Here is a 17,811-nt window from a genome sequence, read left to right on the forward strand (position 1 = left end):
TCGTGAAGGCGGTCGTACGGTCGGTGCTGGTGTTGTCTCTAAAATTCTTCAGTAGGATAAAGTTTCAGATTTAGGATAAAAGAAAGTCATCCCATGGAAAATCAAAGTATTCGTATTCGTTTAAAAGCTTTTGATCATCGTATTCTTGATCAATCTACAAAAGAGATTGTGAATACGGCGCGTCGGACAGGTGCCGTTGTAAGAGGGCCTGTTCCTCTTCCAACGAATATTCAAAAGTTTACGGTAAACCGGGGGCCTCATATTGACAAAAAGTCACGTGAGCAGTTTGAAATACGAACGCACAAACGTCTATTGGATATCGTAGATTGGACGCCTCAAACGGTGGACGCTTTAATGAAGTTAGAACTTGCTTCAGGCGTTGATGTAGAAATTAAGCTTTAAGAAGGTGAAGAGATGCGTACAGGGCTTATTGCTGAAAAATTAGGGATGACACGTTTTTTTACAAGTGAAGGTGAGCATGTTCCTGTAACAGTTCTTCAGGTTAAAGACTGTCAAGTGGTTCAAGTTAAAACACCTGAAAAAGAAGGTTACCGTGCTCTTCAAATTGGGATTGATAATAATCCTAAAATAAAGAACGTTTCTAAACCTTTGCGTGGACATTTTGCCAAAGCAAAAGTTGAACCAAAAAGATATTGTGCAGAATTTTGTGTTTCTGAAGAAAATCTTCTTGATGTTGGGACCGAAATTCGTGTAGATCACTTTACACCGGGTCAATTTATTGACGTGATCGGGACGAGTATCGGAAAAGGATTTGCTGGAAGCATGAAGCGCCATAACTTTGGCGGGCTAAGAGCTTCTCATGGTGTTTCTGTCTCTCATCGCAGTCATGGATCAACAGGAAATCGTCAAGATCCAGGAAAAGTTTTTAAGGGTAAAAAAATGGCGGGTCATCTTGGTTCTGAAAGGGTGACAATCCAAAATTTAAAAGTTGTTCAAACTGATGTAGAACGTGGTTTGATTATGGTTTGCGGGGCTGTCCCTGGAAGTCAAGGAAGTGTTGTTCTTGTGCAGGATGCTGTTAAAAAAGTACAACGTTAAAAAGAAGTGATTTAAAAAGTTTTTAAAGGATTGGAACATGAAGTGTCCAGTTAAGAGTTTGGAAAATAAAATTATTGGTGAAGTAACTTTACCAGGAGAGATTTTTGGTCTTCCCATTCGTAAAGATATTTTATCCCGTGTTATCCATTGGCAAATGGCTCGAGCACGACAAGGGACCCATCAAACAAAAGGGATTTCTGCGATCAGCGGGACCACGCGTAAACCTTATCGTCAAAAAGGGACTGGGCGTGCGCGTCAAGGAAGTCTTAGATCTCCACAATTTCGTGGGGGTGCTGTTATTTTTGGACCTCTTACACGTGATCATAGTTACAGCTTGCCTAAGAAAGTTCGGAAATTAGGACTTAAAACAGTTCTTTCACAAAAATTGGCTTCCGGAGAATTGTTAATCGTAAAAGATTTTAAATGCGATACCCCTAAAGCAAAAGACTTAGAGCAAAAGCTTCAGGTCATGGGTCTTTCTTCAGCACTTTTTATTGACGGAAATACAATTGATTCAAACTTTTTGTGTGCCGCTCGGAACTTAATGCATATTGATGTATTACCACAAGAGGGTGCAAATGTTTTAAGTATTTTAAAACGGAAAATGCTTGTTCTGTCCGAAGATGCAGTTCATCACTTAGAGGCTCGTTTAAAATGAAAACTTCTCCTAAAAAGAAAACTATTTCTCTTTCAAGAATGTATGAAATCATTCGCAGGCCACTCGTAAGTGAAAAGACAACTTTGTTGATTGAAAAAAATCAACATGCGTTTGAAGTTTCTCTTGATGCAACAAAGCCAGAGATCCGTGAAGCTATTGAAGCTCTTTTTAAAGTTAAAGTTTTGGCGATAAATACATTGCGTGTAAAAGGAAAAACAAAACGTTTTCGGGGCATTGAAGGAAAGCGTTCCGAAATAAAAAAGGCTTATGTAACCCTTGATTCTGGATCAACTTTGGATGTAATGGCAGGAATATAAAATGGCATTGAAGTTTTTTAAACCTACGACCCCAGGACAACGCCAGCTTGTTCTCGTTGATCGCTCTGAGCTTTGGAAAGGAAAACCTGAAAAATCCTTAATTGTAGGATTGAAAAAAACAGGTGGCCGTAATAATAATGGTCGTATTACAACTTTTCATCATGGTGGTGGTCATAAAAGAAGGTATCGCCTTATTGATTTTAGACGGCAAAAATTTGATATCCCGGCAATTGTAGAGCGTCTAGAATATGATCCAAATAGGACAGCATTTATTGCGCTTATTGCCTATAAAGATGGTGAAAAAGCTTATATTTTGGCGCCACAACGTTTAAAAGTTGGAGACCAAGTTATTTCTGCTGAACGGGCAGACATTAAGACAGGAAATGCAATGCCGATGCAAAACATTCCTATTGGAACAATCGTTCATAACGTTGAGATGAAACCAGGAAAAGGTGGACAACTTGCACGGTCCGCAGGAACTTATGTTCAGATTGTTGGTCGTGATTCTGGATACGTACAGTTGAAATTAAGTTCGGGTGAATTAAGAATTGTTCGCGCTGAATGTATGGCAACGATTGGAGCTATTTCAAATCCAGATCAAAAAAACGTTGTCCTTGGCAAAGCGGGTCGGAAAAGGTGGCATGGTATACGTCCAACAGTTCGTGGTGTTGCCATGAACCCAGTTGATCACCCACACGGTGGTGGTGAAGGAAAAACCTCTGGTGGACGTCACCCTGTTACGCCTTGGGGTAAATGTACAAAGGGTAAGAAAACCCGTAAAAATGTTGCAACGTCGAAGTATATTATTCGTCGTCGGAAGTAAGATTAAAATTTTGGTCCTAAGAGAATAAGGAGTTAAGAATTTGACACGTTCGGTATGGAAAGGTCCTTTTGTGGATGGTTATTTGCTTAAGAAAGCTGAAGCCTCACGTCAGTCTGGTCGCAAGGAAATTATCAAGACCTGGTCGCGCCGTTCAACGATTCTTCCTCAATTTGTGGGGCTAACGTTTGGGGTTCATAATGGTCATAAGTTTATTCCTGTGTATGTCACAGAAGAGATGGTTGGTCATAAGTTTGGTGAGTTTTCTCTGACCCGTACCTATTATGGTCATGCGGCAGATAAAAAAACAAAAAGAGGTTAGGATAAATGAGTAAAAGTCCAACTTTGAGACGCTTCGCAGATGATGAGGCAAATGCGTCCCATCCTATGTTACGGGTTTCTCCACGTAAGCTCAATCTTATTGCCGGTGCAATTCGAGGAAAAACGGTTGAAGATGCCCTCGCATTTTTAAAATTTGACAAGAAGCGTATTTCAAAGGAAGTACAAAAAATTTTAATGTCTGCTGTTTCAAATGCAGAAAACAACCATAACCTTGATATTGATCAACTTATCGTATCTGAGGCTGTGGTTGGTAAATCCGTGGTTATGAAGCGTGTGCGTCCTGCTGCAAAAGGTCGGGCTTGTCAAATTCATAAGCCATTTAGTCGAATTAATATTTGTGTTGCTGAACGTCTCAAGGAGACAAAATAATGGGACAAAAAGTTAGGCCAAATGGCTTGCGTCTAGGAATTACACGTACATGGGATTCACGTTGGTTTGCTGGACGTGAATATGCGGATCTTCTTCATGAAGATATTAAAATTCGTAAGTATCTTATGAAGCATTTAAAGCAAGCGGCTATTTCAAATGTTATTATTGAAAGGCCTGCAAAAAAGGCAAGAATTAATATCTTATCTGCACGTCCTGGTGTTGTGATTGGCAAAAAAGGTGCGGATATTGAAAAGCTTCGCTCGGATGTTGCAAAGATGACATCAAGTGATGTAACGCTTAACATTACAGAAATTCGCAAACCTGAAATTGATGCAAAACTTGTTGCGGAAGGGATTGCACAGCAACTTGAACGTCGTGTTTCTTTTAGACGTGCCATGAAACGGGCGATGCAAACTGCGATGCGTATGGGAGCACTCGGAATCCGTGTAAATTGCTCTGGGCGTCTTGGAGGTTCTGAAATTGCACGTATGGAATGGAGTCGTGAAGGTCGCGTTCCTCTTCACACATTGCGTGCTGATATCGATTATGGAATGGCGACGGCTTTTACAACGTATGGGACATGTGGTGTAAAAGTTTGGATTTTTAAAGGCGAAAAAATGGAACGTGAGAAAGAAACTGCAGAAGTTTCTCCAAAAGTATCTGTTTCAAAGCCTTTAGGTGAATAGTTAAAGATTAATGCTTGAGAAGGGCGTCAAAATATGTTAGCTCCGAAACGAACAAAATATCGAAAGGCCTTTAAAGGTCGTATTCATGGAATGGCCAAAGGTGGAACAACCTTAAATTTTGGGGCCTATGGATTAAAAGCCACGTCACCAGCACGTGTAACAGCGCGTCAAATTGAGGCGGCTCGACGTGCAATTACACGCTATATCCGGAGATCTGGACGTGTATGGATACGTATTTTTCCAGATGTCCCTGTTTCTGCAAAACCTGCGGAAGTTCGTATGGGCAGTGGTAAAGGGTCAACAGAATATTGGGCATGCCGCGTAAAACCAGGTCGTATTATGTTTGAATTGGATGGTGTTTCTCTTGAAGTTGCTCAAAAAGCATTTGAGCTTGCTTCAGAAAAATTGCCTGTAGAATCAAGATTTATCGCACGTGTTTCTTAAAAAGGATTAAATATTATGTTAGCGTCAGAGCTGCGGGGTAAAGATAAAGAAGCATTACATTCTGAACTTATTGGTCTTCAGAAAGAGCTTTTTAATATTAGATTTCAAAGGGTAAGTGAACAGCTAAAGAATACAGCACGTATTCGGGTTATTCGTCGTAATATTGCACGTATTAAAACGGTTGCGTCAGAAATGAATCAGACAGCTCCTGATCCCAAAAATGTAAAATCCGTTAAGCGTAAAAAGTAGGAGATAAAGTATGCCACGTCGTGTCCTAGAAGGGCTTGTTGTCAGTGATAAAGGGGATAAAACAGTTGTTGTTCGGGTTGAACGACGCTTTATGCACCCTGTTTATAAAAAGTTCATTATCCGTTCAAGCAGGTATATGGCGCATGATGCTGAAAATCGTTTTAAAGTTGGTGAACATGTTGAGATTCAAGAGTGCCGACCAATTTCTAAACATAAGAAGTGGGAAATTATCCAGAAAAAGTAGTTTTTAAAAATGAGACGAAATGTCGAAATTAGTTGAAAAACTTTTAAAGAACGTATAAACGTTAGGTCGTTAAAAAGGTCGTTAATTATGATACAAATGCAATCAAACCTCGCTGTGGCGGATAATTCAGGTGCCCGTCGTGTGATGTGTATCAAGGTGTTGGGTGGATCTAAACGCAGAACTGCCTCAATAGGAGATGTTATTGTTGTTTCTGTTAAGGATGCAATTCCAAGAGGCAAGGTAAAAAAAGGGGAAGTTCTCCGTGCTGTTATTGTTAGAACCGCAAAAGATATTCGTCGTCCTGATGGAACAGTTATACGATTTGATGGAAATGCAGCTGTTTTAATTAATAAACAGGGCGAACCTATTGGAACACGTATTTTTGGTCCAGTTACACGAGAATTGCGTGGTAAGTTTATGAAGATTATTTCTTTGGCTCCGGAGGTATTTTAAATGACACAAAATTGGCGTATTCGCAAAGGCGATGATGTCATCGTTATTTCTGGCAAAGAAAAAGGAAAGACCGGAAAAGTTGTTCGTGTTCTGAAGAGTAAGAACCGTCTTTATGTTGGTGGTGTCAATATGGTTAAGAAGCACCAAAAGCCAACTGCTGCTTCTCCAGGTGGAATTATCGAAAAGGAAGCTTCTCTTCATGTTTCAAATGTTGCTCATGTTGATCCTGTTTCTAAAAAAGCAACACGTGTAGGGTATAAATTTTTAGAATCTGGCCGTAAAGTGCGTTTTGCAAAGCGGTCTCAAGAGATTATTGATCAGTAAGAGAGAACAGTATGCGTTTAAGAAAATTATATGACACAGATATTAAAGCGCGACTTGTAAAAGAATTTAATTATAAAAATGCTTTTCAAGTTCCGCGTGTTGAGAAGATCGTCTTAAATATGGGTGTTGGTGAAGCTGTAAAAGACAGTAAAAAAATTGATGCAGCACTTGCAGAGCTCATGGCAATTTCAGGACAAAAGCCTGTTATTACCAAAGCCCGTAAATCTATCGCAGCTTTTAAATTGCGTGAAGGGATGAATCTTGGCGTTAAGGTGACCCTTCGAGGGGCACGTATGTATGAATTTTTAGATCGTCTTGTAACAATCGCTTTACCACGTGTGCGTGATTTTAGAGGTGTTTCACAAAAAAGTTTTGATGGTCGTGGAAACTATAATTTGGGGATTAAAGAACAAATTATTTTTCCTGAAGTTAACTATGATCGTATTGATCAAGTTAGAGGATTGGATATTTCGATTCAAACGACAGCAAAAACGGATGGTGAAGCAAAAATCCTATTAACAGAACTAGGATTTCCTTTTAGTAATTAATCTTACTTGGATTAGATATTTTGAGTGCGGAGTTGAGGAATGGCGAAAAAAAGTGCAATTGAAAAGAATGAACGGCGTATACGGATGGTCCATCAAGCCCGTGCAAAACGTGATCGCTTGAAAAAAGAGGCGTATGATAAATCTTTGTCTCTTGAAGATCGTTTCGAAGCAATTTTAAAATTGGCTTCAATGCCTCGTAATTCTTCACGGGTTCGGATACGTAATCGTTGTGCTTTATCCGGACGTCCACGTGGATATTATCGTAAGTTTCGTCTTTCTCGTATTGCAATTCGTGACTTGGCTTCTGAAGGTCAGATTCCAGGAATGACAAAGTCAAGTTGGTAATAATTAAGGAAAACCTCTATGTCAATGAATGATCCGATTTCAGATATGTTAACCCGAATTAGAAATGGGTTAAAGGCACGCAAGGAGACAATTACGTGTCCTTCTTCAAAAATTTTGAGAAACATTTTAGATCTTTTGGTGCGTGAAGGATATATTAAGTCATTTTCAGAGCGTCCTGTAAGGACCGGCATTAATGAACTTCTTATTGAGTTAAAGTATTATGATGGCGCTCCTGCTATGAAAAATATTAAGCGTGTTTCAACCCCAGGTCGTCGGAGTTATGCTGCTTTTGATAAATTGCCGACAATCTATAATGGACTCGGCGTTGCTTTGATTTCAACATCAAAAGGATTGATGACAGATTTAGAAGCACGGTCTAATAAGCTTGGAGGCGAAGTTTTGTGCACTATCTATTAAGTCGTTTTTAATGGATAAGCTCTAAAATTATTCTTTGAATGCGCGTAGATCAAGTTTAAAGAAGTGGTTTTTTCTAAAGAAAAAATCACAAGTGTAGATGTGATAATGTAAGGTTTAAAAAAATGTCAAGAGTTGGAAAGCATGCGATTCCTGTTCCTACTGGGGTAACCGTAGAAATTGCAGGAAATCTTATTAAAGCGACCGGTGGTCTTGGAGCCTTAAGTTTTGCTTTTTCAAAAGAAGTGACTGTTTCGTTGGAAGGGCAAGAAATTTTTGTGCGTCCAAATGGAACTTCTGACCGTGAACGTGCTATGTGGGGAACCACACGCAATCAAGTTAGCAACTTGATTCAGGGAGTTTCAAAAGGATTTACGGTAGATCTTGAAATTAATGGTGTTGGGTATCGTGCAGCCGTTCAAGGAAAAGATCTTGTTTTGCAGCTTGGATTTAGTCATGATATTAAGTTTCCAATTCCTGCAGGTGTTACGATTAAGTGTGAAAAACCCACTTCTATTCAAATTCATGGAAAAGATCGTCAAGAAGTTGGGCAAATTGCTGCACAAATTAGAGGGTATAAATCTCCAGAACCTTATAAGGGGAAAGGGATTAAGTACGTGTCTGAAACAATATTCCGTAAGGAAGGGAAGAAGAAGTAAGCGCCATGAGTTCCAAAGGAAATAAGTTATTTGAAAGACGTAAACGTCGGGTTCGCTTTGATATAAAAAGAGCTGAAAACGGTCGTGCTCGTTTAACGGTTCATCGTACTAACTTGCATATTTATGCGCAAGTGATTGAAGATGCAACAGGTCGTACCGTTGCCCAGGCTTCAACAATTGAAAAAGATATGCGTAAGACGATTAAGAATGGTGGAACTATTCTTGCAGCTCAAGAAATTGGGAAGCAAGTTGCTGCGCGCGCCTTAAAAATTGGAATTAAAGAGATTGTTTTTGATCGAGGTGGTTATCTCTATCATGGCCGTGTAAAAGCTTTGGCTGATGCAGCACGGGAAACAGGACTTCAGTTCTAAAGTTATTGTTTTTGTAATTGGTTAAGAACGTCTTTCTTAGAAAATTACAAAAAAATAAGTAAAGTTAAGTTCTTAAGTAAAAAAGTTTTTAAATTTTTTTGTCTATAGAACTTTAGAATCGTATAAAAGATATGGCCTTAATTCAAGGAAGACGGAAAGATGTCTCGTAATACAGCAAACGAAAAAGATACGGATTACATTGAAAAGCTCGTAAATGTGAATCGCGTTGCGAAAGTTATTAAAGGGGGGCGTCGGTTTTCTTTTTCAGCTCTCGTTGTGGTAGGAGATGGTCGTGGCCGGGTGGGGCACGGTCATGGAAAAGCACGTGAAGTTCCTGATGCGGTCAAGAAGGCAACAGAACGTGCTAAGAGAAAAATGATTCGCGTTCCTTTAAAAGAAGGAAGAACGCTTCATCATGATGTAAATGGTCATTATGGAGCTGGAAATGTTATTTTACGTGCTGCAGTGCCCGGAACTGGAATTATCGCAGGCGGACCTATGCGTGCCGTATTTGAAGCTATTGGAATTCAAGATGTTGTTGCAAAATCTGTCGGCTCTTCAAATCCATTTAATATGATTCGTGCGATGTTTGAAGCTCTGAGTGCAGCAAATTCACCCCGTCAAGTGGCTGCACGTCGTGGTAAAAAAGTTAGTGAAATTTTACCTCGTCGTGAAGAAGTAAAGGAGACACAGGAATGACTGTAAAAACCGCAAAACCTCTTAAGACAGAGACAGTTAAAGTGACCCTTATTAAAAGTCCAATTCGTAGACAAGCTTATCAGTCTGCTTGCCTTGTGGGACTTGGGCTTCGTAAGTTGCATTCGTCCCGTGTTCTTGAAGATACGCCCTGTGTACGTGGAATGATTGAAAAGGTAAAACATTTATTACGAATAGAAGGCTAAAGCCTAAGGAATTTAATGATGCAATTAAATCAAATTAGAGATAATAAAGGTGCTCGCGTTCGTCGTGTACGTCGAGGACGTGGAATTGGTTCTGGTCTTGGAAAGACGGCTGGGCATGGTCAAAAGGGTCAAAAGGCGCGCACAGGTGTGTCTATTAACGGGTTTGAAGGAGGTCAAATGCCTCTTCACCGTCGCCTTCCCAAGCGGGGTTTTAAAAGCCACTTTAAAACGAACTATGCAATTGTAAATTTATGCCGTATTCAACGTGCGATTGATGCACAAGACATTTCAATAAAAGATAAAATTACCTATGATACTCTTGTAAAGGCAGGCCTCATACGTGACGGATTTAAAGGCGTGCGTCTTTTGGCATCTGGGGATTTTTCAAGCAAAATTGAAATTGAAGTTGCTTCCTATTCTTTAAAAGCCAAAGAACGTGTTGAAGCGCTTGGAGGAAAGGTTTATTCAGAAGCTCCAGCTGTTTTGTCTGAAACAAAAGAATCAAAAAAACCTGTGTCTAAAAGTGCTAAAAAAGAGATTAATGAGAAAACAGAATAAAGGGGAGTAGGCATGGCATCGGCAGCGGAACAACTTGCGGCAAGTTTAAATTATAAAGCTTTTTCAAAAGCGACAGTCCTTAAAAAAAGGATTATGTTTACGTTACTTGCTTTGATTGTTTATCGCTTTGGAAGTTATATTCCTCTTCCTGGCATTAATCCAGAAATCATGTCCGAAATTGCACGTCAAAATTCAGGGGGTATCCTTGCAATGTTTGATATGCTAGCGGGAGGTGCTTTAAGCCGCATGAGTATTTTTGCCTTAAATATTATGCCCTATATATCTGCAAGTATTATTGTTCAACTTTTGACAGCTGTTTATCCTGCTTTTGAAGCTTTAAAAAAAGAAGGGGAATCGGGCCGCAAGAAGTTAAATCAATATACGCGTTATGGAACAGTTTTTCTCTCTCTTATTCAGGCTTATGGTATTGCCGTTGGGCTTGAGGCAATGCATGGGACAGGGGGGGCATCTGCCGTTGTTATCGAGTCTTCCCTTTTATTCCGTTTTGAGGCTGTTGTGACGCTTGTTGGCGGCACTGTTTTCCTCATGTGGCTGGGTGAACAAATTACTGAACGTGGTCTTGGAAATGGAATTTCTATGATTATTTTTGCTGGAATTGTGGCGAATCTCCCTCAAGCGATAGTGGGGACATTGGAATTAGGACGCACAGGAGCCCTTTCGATGGTCTTTATTGCGGCTATTCTTGTTGGGGCGGTTGCCGTAATTGCTTTTATTGTCTTTATGGAACGTGCGCAACGAAGGATTCTCATTCAATATCCAAAGCGCCAAGTGGGGAATAAAATTTATGGTGGCGAAAGTACCCATCTTCCTTTAAAGCTAAACAGTTCAGGAGTTATCCCTCCCATATTTGCAAATGCTCTTTTATTGTTGCCTGTTACCTTGGCAGGATTGATGAGCAGTGATGGAAGTGCTTGGTATAGCAAAATTGCAAATCATATTTCTCAAGGCCAATGGCTTTATATTGCCTGCTATATTGGTCTGATCGTCTTCTTCTCATTTTTCTACACAGCCATTGTTTTTAATCCTGAGGAAACGGCTCAAAACCTGAAAAAAGCGGGTGGTTTTGTGCTTGGAATTCGTCCTGGAAAAAATACAGCTGATTATTTTGATTATATTTTAACCCGCTTAACAGTTTTGGGAGCGATTTATCTTTCGGCGATTTGTGTTCTTCCTGAAGTCATTAAACTTTATTATACGTTGCCTTTTTATTTTGGTGGCACAAGTCTCTTAATCGTTGTGAGCGTTACAATGGACACTGTTGCTCAAGCACATTCACATTTAATCGCGCATCAATATGAAGGAATTTTGAAGAAAACGAAGGGTAAGGGATTGCGTCCATGAATTTGATTCTATTTGGACCTCCTGGTGTTGGAAAAGGAACACAAGCTGCAAGACTTGCGGACGTCTATTCTCTTTCTATTATTTCTACAGGAAATATTTTAAGGGAAGAAATTGCACGGGGGACGGATCTTGGGAAAAAAGTACAGGATGATATGGATCAAGGCCGACTTCCCAGTGATGAGATTATTATGGAGATTGTAAATCAGTTTATGCTTGATCGGGATCAAGAAAAAGACGCTTCCCCCCATGGTTTTATCTTTGATGGAATTCCGCGTACTTTTTTTCAAGCAGAGACTCTTGATAAAATACTTGATAAACGCCATGAAAAAATTGATGCTGCAATTTTATTAACTGTTGACCCCGAAGAATTGGTTCGCCGTCTTAAAGGGCGATATTCATGTTCAAAGTGCGGTGAAGTTTATAATGACCTTTTTCGCCATCCACAGAAAGAAGGTATCTGTGATACGTGTGGATCAAAAGAATTCATAAGACGTTCAGACGATAAAGAAGAGACGATCCGGACCCGTTTGAAAGTTTATGATGATAAAACGGTTCCTGTTTTTTCCTTTTATAAAGAAAAAGGAATCTTATATGACGTTGATGGTATGAAGGATCCTCAAGAGGTTCAATCAGCCATTGAAAGTATTTTGTCAAAGGTTGTCGGAAAAGCTTGACTCTTGCGACAAGGATTAATACTAATCTCTTTTAGGTTTAATAAAAAGCCTAAAGGGTGTTTTTAACTTGTGAATAAGGAGAGTGCACCGTGCCACGAATAGCGGGTGTTAATATTCCAACGAATAAGCGTGTTGAGATTGGACTAACGTATATTTTTGGAATTGGACGAAAAAGTTCTCAAGATATTTGTGCAAAGGCAAATATTCCAGAGAATAAGCGTGTGAGCCAGCTCACCGATGATGAGGTTTTACGTATTCGTGAAATCATTGATCAAGACTTTCAAGTTGAAGGTGATCTTCGTCGTGGAATTGGAATGAATATTAAGCGTTTGATGGATTTAGGATGTTATCGCGGATTGCGTCATAGGAAAGGTCTTCCTGTGCGGGGTCAACGAACGCATTCTAATGCGCGGACGCGTAAGGGGCCTGCAAAAGCAATCGCAGGTAAGAAAAAGTAAGTTGTGAAGGTTAGGGTTTAAATATGGCGCAAGCAGCAGCATCAGCACCAAGAGTTAAACGTCGTGAGAGAAAAAATATTGTTTCTGGCATCGTGCATGTTAATGCAACGTTTAATAATACTGTGATTACAATTTCAGATCTTCAGGGGAACACCATTTCATGGTCTTCTTCTGGAGTAAAAGGATTTAAGGGGTCTCGGAAATCAACACCCTTTGCAGCACAGCTTGCTGCAGAAGATTGTGCACGCAAGGCTATCGAACATGGCATGAAAACAGTTGATGTTGAAGTAAAAGGTCCTGGCACAGGTCGTGAATCAGCTTTAAGAGCTTTACAAGCCGTTGGGCTCGTTGTGACATCTATTCGGGATATAACGCCCATAGCGCACAACGGATGCCGTCCACCAAAGCGTCGGCGTGTTTAATTAAGGTTTTTTTAAAAAGCCAAAGAGCTTTTTAAGAAGGTTTTTGTATATTTATTATTTTATGAAGGGGCGATTGTTGTGATCCAGAAAAATTGGCAGTCATTAATTAAGCCACACAAACTTGAAGTTCAACCAGGAAGAGTTCCTGGACATGATGCGACCATCATTGCAGAACCCTTAGAGCCCGGGTTTGGATTGACGCTCGGAAATGCGATCCGGCGTATTCTTCTTTCTTCGTTGCAGGGCGCTGCTGTAACCTCTATTCAAATAGAAGGTGTCCTCCATGAGTTTTCAAGTGTGCCAGGTGTTTTAGAAGATGTGACGGATATTATTTTAAATGTTAAGTCCTTAGCGCTTAAAATGCATGAAGATGGCGTGCGTCGTATGAGAATTCGGGCAGAAGGACCCATGGTTGTCACAGCTCAAATGCTTGAGTATGGCCCTGAAATTGAAGTTTTAAATCCGGATCTTGTGATTTGTACCTTGGACAAAGGAGCAAAGTTCTCCATGGATTTAACCGTTGAAGAAGGACGTGGATATGTACCCTCTGCCTTGAATCGTAAAGAAGATGCTCCCATTGGTGTTATTCCGATTGATGCTTTGTTTAGTCCCATCAAGCGTGTGTCCTATAAAGTAGACCATACGCGTGTTGGTCAAATGACAGATTATGATAAGTTGATCATGACCATTGAAACAAACGGAGCTATCACACCAGAGGATTCAGTGGCTTTTGCTGCGCGTATTTTACAAGATCAAGCACAGGCCTTTATTAACTTTGAAGAGCCTGAAGACAAGCCTAAAGAGAAGGAAGGCGGCGTTGAAAATGCCTTGATGCGAAATCTTTTGCGTCGTGTGGATGAGCTTGAACTTTCCGTTCGTTCAGCAAATTGTCTTAAGAACGAAAATATTGTGTATATTGGGGACCTCGTTCAAAAATCTGAGCAAGATCTCTTAAAAACACCGAATTTTGGTCGGAAGTCTCTCAATGAAATTCGGGCTGTTTTAGAAGGAATGGCCTTGCATCTTGGTATGGACATTCAAGAATGGCCTCCTGAGAATATTGAAGAACTTGCGAAAAAGCTAGAAGACCCATTTTGAGGAGAGCATAAATGCGACATGGTATGGCACACCGGAAATTAAACCGGACAAAATCACAACGTAAAGCCTTGTTTACTGGGCTTTCAAAAGCGTTGATTAAGCATGAGCAAATTAAAACAACGTTGCCCAAGGCAAAGGAATTACGTCCCATCGTTGAAAAGCTCGTTACACTTGGCAAACGAGGGGATCTGCATGCACGCCGTCAGGCTTTGAGTGTTTTGGATGGCGATACAGGTCTTGTTCAGAAACTCATCGATACGCTCGGAACACGTTATAAAGAGCGTAAAGGCGGATATATTCGAATTCTAAAGGCAGGATTTCGGTATGGAGATTGTGCGCCAATGGCAGTAATTGAATTTGTGGACCGAGATGTTTCTGCAAAGGGAAAAGATTCGGGCCCTATTCAAGTTGAAGGGGATGAAGAAGAAACACCGGCTCCAGCAGCTTAGACAATTTTATGGATGTATAAAAAGGGGCTTAATAGCCCCTTTTTTCGTTTTAAAGACTAATTTACTTAAGACCAAGTGCATCTCCAACTTTATTTACTGTAGATTCAGCTTGTCTTGCGAGCCTTTCCACTTCTCGTGCGTTTTGTTGGTCACGGGTGAGCTCTGGTTTTCCTCCTGCTTTAACGTTCTCTGCTTTCTGTTCATCAGCTTCCGCTGAAAAATTGTCTTTATCTGCTTGTTTTTCTGCAGATTTTTTGTCTTTTTTAGCTTGTTCTAAGTCTTGCTCAGCAGCAGCTTTCCTTGCAGAAGCTGTTTGTGCCTTTTTAGTCGCATCTTCAGTATCGGGATCATTCATTGCCATGACAAAACTCGAAGAGAGAAGAGCAAAAACAGAGAGAGCTGTAAGAGTTGATTTATTGAGAAGTAAATTTTTCATGTGTATTCTCCTTAAAATGTTAAACAAAAACATAAGTGCCTTTAAAACAAGTAAGGCTTTATCGTATATTTAAATAATAAATCATAATAAATCATATTAAAAGTATAAAACTTAATTTTTCTAATAAAAAAATAAGTGTTTAAGTAAAAAAAAGGTTAATAAAACCCATTATGAGTTTTGGCTCATTTTTTTACTTTAAATTATTTAAAAATCCTTTTTATTTTTCTAATTTAATCTTAAATCGTCTTTTTTTCTGAAGATGTTTCAGAAAGATTTTCATGTCTTTTAGAAGGATGAATTCCGTGTGATTTTGAAGCAGAGGAAGTTGAAAGAGGAAGGCTTAAAAGCTGAAACATGAAGGTTGGAACTTTTGCTTGCGAAGATTGATGAGAAGACGCAAATGCAAAATTCTGAACTTTTGAAACTCCAAATTCTTCCTTATTATAAGAAGAAGTTAAAGAGCTGCTTTGGATTTGAAAAGAAGGAGAAGGGGACAAAAAATCATTCTTATCCGCTTCTTTTGCAGAAAGAGACGTGCAAAATAAGGTAAAACTTATTCCGATGATAAGAAGAAAAGGTCTTAAAAAATTTTTCATCGCCACGCTCCAGTCTGCACACATGAAGGAAACTGCAGTGAAAGATTTAAATAAGCGTCATGATAAAGTATAAGAAAAACGCCATTTCTTATTATGATAGGTCTTTAAATCTAAAAAATCAAAACAAAATTTCTTGAACGCACCCAGAACGTATAAAAGCCCGTTCTTTATAGTTTCGTAAGATCATGCATGACTTCAGTTGGATGGAAGAAGAATAAAAGAATGAAGAACACATATCCAAGCAGAAAGACACCTGGGATAAGCATTTCTGAAAACGTCAAGGAATGCCCCCCTTTTTCTTTATGTGTTTCCTTAAGGATAGATGTAAAAATAGGGAAGGGAAAATATTTTTCATACTGAATAAGGTACCGATTTCGTATTTCAATGGTTTTTTTGAGGGTAGAAAGATACTGAAGCCATGAAAAGCAACATGTCACCCCAATGATAATAAGAGTCCATATGATAAAAGCTTTGTTTGTTGACGATAAATTTCCGCTGTCGCGCACATAAGCAATGGCAGAGAGGCTTAAAGTGTTCAACGTAACCCAAAAATTATTGGATGTTTCCCTTATTTCATTACTCTTGTTCTGAGCTTCAGAAACAAGTTTGTATTGTTCAAATCCGAGTTTAAGATCTTCACTTTTAGAAAGATTTAATTTATCTGCATCCATTATAAAAACCTCCTTAGGAGTCTCTTTTGGGAATATCTTTCCCTCTTCTTCTTTTTTCAACTGAGAAGAGGGAAGATCATGTTAAAAAGAAAACGAATCATACTTTAATATGGATTATGAGCTCAACTTCCACAATCGAGGCTTTTGCAAAGCTCCATGCTTTTTCAAGAGTACTTTTTGAAGAAATGTCTGGAAATATGTTCCTATTTTTAAGTTCGGTCTCAATTGACTCTATAACCTCTTTGATTATGTCAGGACTGGGAAGAGAAGAAAAAGGAGCTTTTATTTCCCAGACACGTGGTTCCATTTTTAATTCAAAGGGAGAAGCTGCAAACATCTCTTTTAATTCTGTCAAGATATCTGCAGTGAGGTTTTGATCAGGAGGAGGAAGGAAAGAAATTGAAATTGTTCCTTCTGCATCTGGAATGTTTTTGAAACTGTCGTTTGCCCAAGTGATAATTGCTTCTATTGTTCCAGGAGACGTTTTAAATTGCTCTTTGGTTTCAGCTGCTTGCCTTATCAGTCTCTCTAAAGCACTTTGTTTTAACCGAATGACAAAGCTTGATTCTCGAACTTTGACAATAGACCAATCTGAGTTAAAAACTTGGGTAATACGAGGATCAAGCGCTTCTTTTGACGAAAAGTCAATTTTTTGCAGGTCTTTTGAGAAGGATTCTAAGGGAAAAATGAGAAGAGAGCTAAGGAGCAAAGAAGAGAAAATGGATCGTTTTTTTGAGGAGATAATAGACATTCAAACCTCCTTTTTTAATAAAATATAAAAGATTAAAAATATACTATACACTTAAATTAGATCATCTTTTTTTGAAAATTGCATTAAAAAAATTTTAAGATCTGAAGGATAGATTTTGGGGTTTCTTTTGAGAATGACAGGACTTTCTTCTTTTGATAAACTAAAAATGTATTAAACCTATGCATAAAATCTTTTTTAAATATTTTTTAAAAGGAGTCTTTACAATGTCAAAAGGTGATAAATCAAAATACACAGACAAACAAAAAAGACAAGCACACCATATTGAAGAAGGATATGAAGAAAAGGGTGTAAGCGCCGCGGAAGCTAAAAAAAGAGCGTGGGCTACCGTTAATAAAGTCTATGAAGGTGGTGCTAAAGGGGGATCAGGAAGTAAGACGCCACTTCACAAAACATCTCATCAAAAAAAGAGCAAATCATAAAAATTCCAAAAACTTTTTAAATTTAAGTTTTTTTAGGAAAGAAAAAAATTTTCTAAGAATGGAAAATTATCCATAATGAAATTTGATGACAATGAATTTTTTGAAACGACACGTTTAGAAGCCCAAAAAGGCGACGCTCAGTCCCAATATTTGCTGGCTCAAATGTTTTTTTATGGGGTAAATGCACCTCGCAATGATAAAGAATATTTGAAATGAATACGCTTGGCGGCTAAGCAGGGCCATATTTGGGCACAATATTATCTCGCAGATTCCTATAAAAATGCTGAAAGCGCACCTCTTAAAGCAAAAAAAGCTTTTAAATGGTATCAATTGGCAGCAAACCAAGGTCTTTCAGACGCTCAATTTAAGTCCGGTGTATGCTATGAAAAAGGGGAGGGTGTCATGCCAAATTATAAAAAAGCTCTCTATTGGTATCATTTAGCTGCGCGACAGCACTCTGCCATAGCTCAACTACGTATAGCAAAGATGTATATTTTCGGCTTTGGTGTTTCAAAGAATCTTTTTCAAGCTTATAAATGGACAAAATTAGCAGTTAAAAACATCAGGAATACAGGTCAATCATTTAAAAATGGATATAAAGAGGAGTTTATCAAAAGTATGTTTTAAAAAAGAAAACGAGAGCGTTCACTAAAAGATAGATAGAAAAACATCTTGATATTTTTGAAAGATTG

The 17,811-nt window shown here is 38.9% G+C and carries 34 protein-coding genes; 30 read left to right on the forward strand and 4 right to left on the reverse strand.

All coding sequences use genetic code 11. From position 1 onward, the window contains the following. The first annotated feature begins 93 nt into the window (after positions 1–93). The 27 genes from rpsJ to rplQ all read left to right on the forward strand — a co-directional run bounded on the left by rpsJ (position 94) and on the right by rplQ (position 14,225). Positions 94–402 (forward strand): 30S ribosomal protein S10, encoded by a 309-nt coding sequence (rpsJ, locus tag JSS34_05685; protein MBS0185815.1) that lies wholly within the window; start codon positions 94–96, stop codon positions 400–402. 12 nt (positions 403–414) lie between these two features. After that, the gene (gene rplC, locus JSS34_05690; GenBank protein ID MBS0185816.1) at positions 415–1,059 is read left to right on the forward strand and encodes a 50S ribosomal protein L3; all 645 of its coding nucleotides are present in this window, start codon (positions 415–417) and stop codon (positions 1,057–1,059) included. Between the two features lie 37 nt (positions 1,060–1,096). Further along, positions 1,097–1,717 (forward strand): 50S ribosomal protein L4, encoded by a 621-nt coding sequence (rplD, locus tag JSS34_05695; GenBank protein ID MBS0185817.1) that lies wholly within the window; start codon positions 1,097–1,099, stop codon positions 1,715–1,717. Next, a complete protein-coding gene (locus tag JSS34_05700; GenBank protein ID MBS0185818.1) occupies positions 1,714–2,034 on the forward strand; it encodes a 50S ribosomal protein L23 in 321 nt (106 codons plus the stop codon). The genes rplD and JSS34_05700 overlap by 4 nt, the downstream gene beginning before the upstream one ends. A 1-nt stretch (position 2,035) precedes the next feature. After that, the gene (gene rplB, locus JSS34_05705; GenBank protein MBS0185819.1) at positions 2,036–2,857 is read left to right on the forward strand and encodes a 50S ribosomal protein L2; all 822 of its coding nucleotides are present in this window, start codon (positions 2,036–2,038) and stop codon (positions 2,855–2,857) included. Positions 2,858–2,897: 40 nt separating this feature from the next. Next, entirely contained in the window at positions 2,898–3,176 is a 279-nt protein-coding gene (gene rpsS / locus JSS34_05710; GenBank protein MBS0185820.1) for a 30S ribosomal protein S19, read from the forward strand. Between the two features lie 5 nt (positions 3,177–3,181). Next, positions 3,182–3,565: a 50S ribosomal protein L22 gene (rplV, locus tag JSS34_05715; protein ID MBS0185821.1), complete on the forward strand. Its 384-nt coding sequence runs from the start codon at positions 3,182–3,184 to the stop codon at positions 3,563–3,565. Beyond that, positions 3,565–4,251, forward strand: a complete 687-nt coding sequence (gene rpsC / locus JSS34_05720) for a 30S ribosomal protein S3 (GenBank protein ID MBS0185822.1) — start codon at positions 3,565–3,567, stop codon at positions 4,249–4,251. The genes rplV and rpsC overlap by 1 nt, the downstream gene beginning before the upstream one ends. Positions 4,252–4,284: 33 nt before the next feature. Then, positions 4,285–4,695, forward strand: coding sequence for a 50S ribosomal protein L16 (gene rplP / locus JSS34_05725; GenBank protein MBS0185823.1), 411 nt, complete (start codon positions 4,285–4,287; stop codon positions 4,693–4,695). Between the two features lie 15 nt (positions 4,696–4,710). Then, complete coding sequence (gene rpmC / locus JSS34_05730; GenBank protein ID MBS0185824.1) at positions 4,711–4,944, forward strand: 50S ribosomal protein L29; 234 nt, start codon at positions 4,711–4,713, stop codon at positions 4,942–4,944. A 10-nt stretch (positions 4,945–4,954) separates the two neighbouring features. After that, positions 4,955–5,188, forward strand: a complete 234-nt coding sequence (gene rpsQ, locus JSS34_05735) for a 30S ribosomal protein S17 (GenBank protein MBS0185825.1) — start codon at positions 4,955–4,957, stop codon at positions 5,186–5,188. Positions 5,189–5,275: 87 nt separating this feature from the next. Beyond that, entirely contained in the window at positions 5,276–5,641 is a 366-nt protein-coding gene (gene rplN, locus JSS34_05740) for a 50S ribosomal protein L14 (GenBank protein ID MBS0185826.1), read from the forward strand. Then, complete coding sequence (gene rplX / locus JSS34_05745) at positions 5,642–5,965, forward strand: 50S ribosomal protein L24 (protein ID MBS0185827.1); 324 nt, start codon at positions 5,642–5,644, stop codon at positions 5,963–5,965. It abuts the gene before it with no gap. 11 nt (positions 5,966–5,976) lie between these two features. Continuing rightward, positions 5,977–6,513, forward strand: a complete 537-nt coding sequence (rplE, locus tag JSS34_05750) for a 50S ribosomal protein L5 (protein MBS0185828.1) — start codon at positions 5,977–5,979, stop codon at positions 6,511–6,513. 39 nt (positions 6,514–6,552) lie between these two features. After that, entirely contained in the window at positions 6,553–6,858 is a 306-nt protein-coding gene (gene rpsN, locus JSS34_05755; GenBank protein ID MBS0185829.1) for a 30S ribosomal protein S14, read from the forward strand. Between the two features lie 18 nt (positions 6,859–6,876). Next, positions 6,877–7,275 (forward strand): 30S ribosomal protein S8, encoded by a 399-nt coding sequence (rpsH, locus tag JSS34_05760; GenBank protein MBS0185830.1) that lies wholly within the window; start codon positions 6,877–6,879, stop codon positions 7,273–7,275. 122 nt (positions 7,276–7,397) lie between these two features. Beyond that, on the forward strand, positions 7,398–7,931 hold the full coding sequence (rplF, locus tag JSS34_05765; GenBank protein ID MBS0185831.1) for a 50S ribosomal protein L6: 534 nt from the start codon (positions 7,398–7,400) through the stop codon (positions 7,929–7,931). Between the two features lie 5 nt (positions 7,932–7,936). Beyond that, positions 7,937–8,302 (forward strand): 50S ribosomal protein L18, encoded by a 366-nt coding sequence (rplR, locus tag JSS34_05770; protein ID MBS0185832.1) that lies wholly within the window; start codon positions 7,937–7,939, stop codon positions 8,300–8,302. Positions 8,303–8,461: 159 nt separating this feature from the next. Beyond that, positions 8,462–9,001 carry a 30S ribosomal protein S5 gene (gene rpsE / locus JSS34_05775; GenBank protein MBS0185833.1) on the forward strand — a complete coding sequence of 180 codons (540 nt, stop codon included), beginning with the start codon at positions 8,462–8,464 and terminating at the stop codon, positions 8,999–9,001. Next, positions 8,998–9,204: a 50S ribosomal protein L30 gene (gene rpmD, locus JSS34_05780; GenBank protein ID MBS0185834.1), complete on the forward strand. Its 207-nt coding sequence runs from the start codon at positions 8,998–9,000 to the stop codon at positions 9,202–9,204. Before rpsE ends, rpmD begins: the two co-directional genes overlap by 4 nt. An 18-nt stretch (positions 9,205–9,222) precedes the next feature. Beyond that, positions 9,223–9,762 (forward strand): 50S ribosomal protein L15, encoded by a 540-nt coding sequence (locus JSS34_05785; GenBank protein MBS0185835.1) that lies wholly within the window; start codon positions 9,223–9,225, stop codon positions 9,760–9,762. Between the two features lie 12 nt (positions 9,763–9,774). After that, a complete protein-coding gene (gene secY / locus JSS34_05790; protein MBS0185836.1) occupies positions 9,775–11,124 on the forward strand; it encodes a preprotein translocase subunit SecY in 1,350 nt (449 codons plus the stop codon). Continuing rightward, positions 11,121–11,798 (forward strand): adenylate kinase, encoded by a 678-nt coding sequence (locus tag JSS34_05795; protein MBS0185837.1) that lies wholly within the window; start codon positions 11,121–11,123, stop codon positions 11,796–11,798. The genes secY and JSS34_05795 overlap by 4 nt, the downstream gene beginning before the upstream one ends. An 89-nt stretch (positions 11,799–11,887) precedes the next feature. Beyond that, the gene (rpsM, locus tag JSS34_05800; GenBank protein ID MBS0185838.1) at positions 11,888–12,256 is read left to right on the forward strand and encodes a 30S ribosomal protein S13; all 369 of its coding nucleotides are present in this window, start codon (positions 11,888–11,890) and stop codon (positions 12,254–12,256) included. A 23-nt stretch (positions 12,257–12,279) separates the two neighbouring features. Then, positions 12,280–12,678 (forward strand): 30S ribosomal protein S11, encoded by a 399-nt coding sequence (gene rpsK / locus JSS34_05805; GenBank protein MBS0185839.1) that lies wholly within the window; start codon positions 12,280–12,282, stop codon positions 12,676–12,678. 78 nt (positions 12,679–12,756) lie between these two features. Next, on the forward strand, positions 12,757–13,776 hold the full coding sequence (locus JSS34_05810) for a DNA-directed RNA polymerase subunit alpha (protein ID MBS0185840.1): 1,020 nt from the start codon (positions 12,757–12,759) through the stop codon (positions 13,774–13,776). An 11-nt stretch (positions 13,777–13,787) separates the two neighbouring features. Continuing rightward, the gene (rplQ, locus tag JSS34_05815) at positions 13,788–14,225 is read left to right on the forward strand and encodes a 50S ribosomal protein L17 (protein ID MBS0185841.1); all 438 of its coding nucleotides are present in this window, start codon (positions 13,788–13,790) and stop codon (positions 14,223–14,225) included. 61 nt (positions 14,226–14,286) lie between these two features. Here the strand turns inward: rplQ and JSS34_05820 are convergent, their stop codons facing one another. From JSS34_05820 to JSS34_05835, 4 genes are all read right to left on the reverse strand, one after another. Further along, positions 14,287–14,661 (reverse strand): hypothetical protein, encoded by a 375-nt coding sequence (locus JSS34_05820; GenBank protein MBS0185842.1) that lies wholly within the window; start codon positions 14,659–14,661, stop codon positions 14,287–14,289. Positions 14,662–14,897: 236 nt separating this feature from the next. Further along, positions 14,898–15,257 carry a hypothetical protein gene (locus tag JSS34_05825; protein MBS0185843.1) on the reverse strand — a complete coding sequence of 120 codons (360 nt, stop codon included), beginning with the start codon at positions 15,255–15,257 and terminating at the stop codon, positions 14,898–14,900. Between the two features lie 167 nt (positions 15,258–15,424). Continuing rightward, on the reverse strand, positions 15,425–15,928 hold the full coding sequence (locus tag JSS34_05830) for a hypothetical protein (GenBank protein ID MBS0185844.1): 504 nt from the start codon (positions 15,926–15,928) through the stop codon (positions 15,425–15,427). 97 nt (positions 15,929–16,025) lie between these two features. Further along, positions 16,026–16,679: a hypothetical protein gene (locus JSS34_05835; protein ID MBS0185845.1), complete on the reverse strand. Its 654-nt coding sequence runs from the start codon at positions 16,677–16,679 to the stop codon at positions 16,026–16,028. Between the two features lie 224 nt (positions 16,680–16,903). Here JSS34_05835 and JSS34_05840 point away from each other — a divergent pair, with 224 nt between their 5' ends. The 3 genes from JSS34_05840 to JSS34_05850 all read left to right on the forward strand — a co-directional run bounded on the left by JSS34_05840 (position 16,904) and on the right by JSS34_05850 (position 17,746). Beyond that, positions 16,904–17,119, forward strand: coding sequence for a hypothetical protein (locus JSS34_05840; protein MBS0185846.1), 216 nt, complete (start codon positions 16,904–16,906; stop codon positions 17,117–17,119). A 75-nt stretch (positions 17,120–17,194) separates the two neighbouring features. Further along, positions 17,195–17,335, forward strand: a complete 141-nt coding sequence (locus JSS34_05845) for a hypothetical protein (GenBank protein ID MBS0185847.1) — start codon at positions 17,195–17,197, stop codon at positions 17,333–17,335. Between the two features lie 6 nt (positions 17,336–17,341). Beyond that, entirely contained in the window at positions 17,342–17,746 is a 405-nt protein-coding gene (locus JSS34_05850) for a sel1 repeat family protein (GenBank protein MBS0185848.1), read from the forward strand. Positions 17,747–17,811: the final 65 nt, after the last annotated feature.

The organism is Pseudomonadota bacterium (assembly GCA_018242545.1).
GTDB lineage: Bacteria > Pseudomonadota > Alphaproteobacteria > 16-39-46 > 16-39-46 > 16-39-46.

Bases quoted from the DNA above. Each gene is read 5' to 3' on its own strand.
- rplE (MBS0185828.1), top strand. From the start codon at position 5,977: ATGCGTTTAAGAAAATTATATGACACAGATATTAAAGCGCGACTTGTA.
- rpsN (MBS0185829.1), top strand. From the start codon at position 6,553: ATGGCGAAAAAAAGTGCAATTGAAAAGAATGAACGGCGTATACGGATG.
- JSS34_05785 (MBS0185835.1), top strand. From the start codon at position 9,223: ATGCAATTAAATCAAATTAGAGATAATAAAGGTGCTCGCGTTCGTCGT.
- rpsE (MBS0185833.1), top strand. From the start codon at position 8,462: ATGTCTCGTAATACAGCAAACGAAAAAGATACGGATTACATTGAAAAG.
- JSS34_05700 (MBS0185818.1), top strand. From the start codon at position 1,714: ATGAAAACTTCTCCTAAAAAGAAAACTATTTCTCTTTCAAGAATGTAT.
- rplX (MBS0185827.1), top strand. From the start codon at position 5,642: ATGACACAAAATTGGCGTATTCGCAAAGGCGATGATGTCATCGTTATT.
- rpsH (MBS0185830.1), top strand. From the start codon at position 6,877: ATGTCAATGAATGATCCGATTTCAGATATGTTAACCCGAATTAGAAAT.
- rplD (MBS0185817.1), top strand. From the start codon at position 1,097: ATGAAGTGTCCAGTTAAGAGTTTGGAAAATAAAATTATTGGTGAAGTA.
- rpmD (MBS0185834.1), top strand. From the start codon at position 8,998: ATGACTGTAAAAACCGCAAAACCTCTTAAGACAGAGACAGTTAAAGTG.
- JSS34_05845 (MBS0185847.1), top strand. From the start codon at position 17,195: ATGAAATTTGATGACAATGAATTTTTTGAAACGACACGTTTAGAAGCC.
- rplF (MBS0185831.1), top strand. From the start codon at position 7,398: ATGTCAAGAGTTGGAAAGCATGCGATTCCTGTTCCTACTGGGGTAACC.
- JSS34_05795 (MBS0185837.1), top strand. From the start codon at position 11,121: ATGAATTTGATTCTATTTGGACCTCCTGGTGTTGGAAAAGGAACACAA.
- JSS34_05835 (MBS0185845.1), bottom strand. From the start codon at position 16,679: ATGTCTATTATCTCCTCAAAAAAACGATCCATTTTCTCTTCTTTGCTC.
- rpsC (MBS0185822.1), top strand. From the start codon at position 3,565: ATGGGACAAAAAGTTAGGCCAAATGGCTTGCGTCTAGGAATTACACGT.
- rplC (MBS0185816.1), top strand. From the start codon at position 415: ATGCGTACAGGGCTTATTGCTGAAAAATTAGGGATGACACGTTTTTTT.
- JSS34_05840 (MBS0185846.1), top strand. From the start codon at position 16,904: ATGTCAAAAGGTGATAAATCAAAATACACAGACAAACAAAAAAGACAA.
- rpmC (MBS0185824.1), top strand. From the start codon at position 4,711: ATGTTAGCGTCAGAGCTGCGGGGTAAAGATAAAGAAGCATTACATTCT.
- rplN (MBS0185826.1), top strand. From the start codon at position 5,276: ATGATACAAATGCAATCAAACCTCGCTGTGGCGGATAATTCAGGTGCC.
- JSS34_05825 (MBS0185843.1), bottom strand. From the start codon at position 15,257: ATGAAAAATTTTTTAAGACCTTTTCTTCTTATCATCGGAATAAGTTTT.
- JSS34_05830 (MBS0185844.1), bottom strand. From the start codon at position 15,928: ATGGATGCAGATAAATTAAATCTTTCTAAAAGTGAAGATCTTAAACTC.
- rpsK (MBS0185839.1), top strand. From the start codon at position 12,280: ATGGCGCAAGCAGCAGCATCAGCACCAAGAGTTAAACGTCGTGAGAGA.
- rplB (MBS0185819.1), top strand. From the start codon at position 2,036: ATGGCATTGAAGTTTTTTAAACCTACGACCCCAGGACAACGCCAGCTT.
- secY (MBS0185836.1), top strand. From the start codon at position 9,775: ATGGCATCGGCAGCGGAACAACTTGCGGCAAGTTTAAATTATAAAGCT.
- rplQ (MBS0185841.1), top strand. From the start codon at position 13,788: ATGCGACATGGTATGGCACACCGGAAATTAAACCGGACAAAATCACAA.
- rplV (MBS0185821.1), top strand. From the start codon at position 3,182: ATGAGTAAAAGTCCAACTTTGAGACGCTTCGCAGATGATGAGGCAAAT.
- rpsQ (MBS0185825.1), top strand. From the start codon at position 4,955: ATGCCACGTCGTGTCCTAGAAGGGCTTGTTGTCAGTGATAAAGGGGAT.
- JSS34_05820 (MBS0185842.1), bottom strand. From the start codon at position 14,661: ATGAAAAATTTACTTCTCAATAAATCAACTCTTACAGCTCTCTCTGTT.
- rplR (MBS0185832.1), top strand. From the start codon at position 7,937: ATGAGTTCCAAAGGAAATAAGTTATTTGAAAGACGTAAACGTCGGGTT.
- rplP (MBS0185823.1), top strand. From the start codon at position 4,285: ATGTTAGCTCCGAAACGAACAAAATATCGAAAGGCCTTTAAAGGTCGT.
- rpsJ (MBS0185815.1), top strand. From the start codon at position 94: ATGGAAAATCAAAGTATTCGTATTCGTTTAAAAGCTTTTGATCATCGT.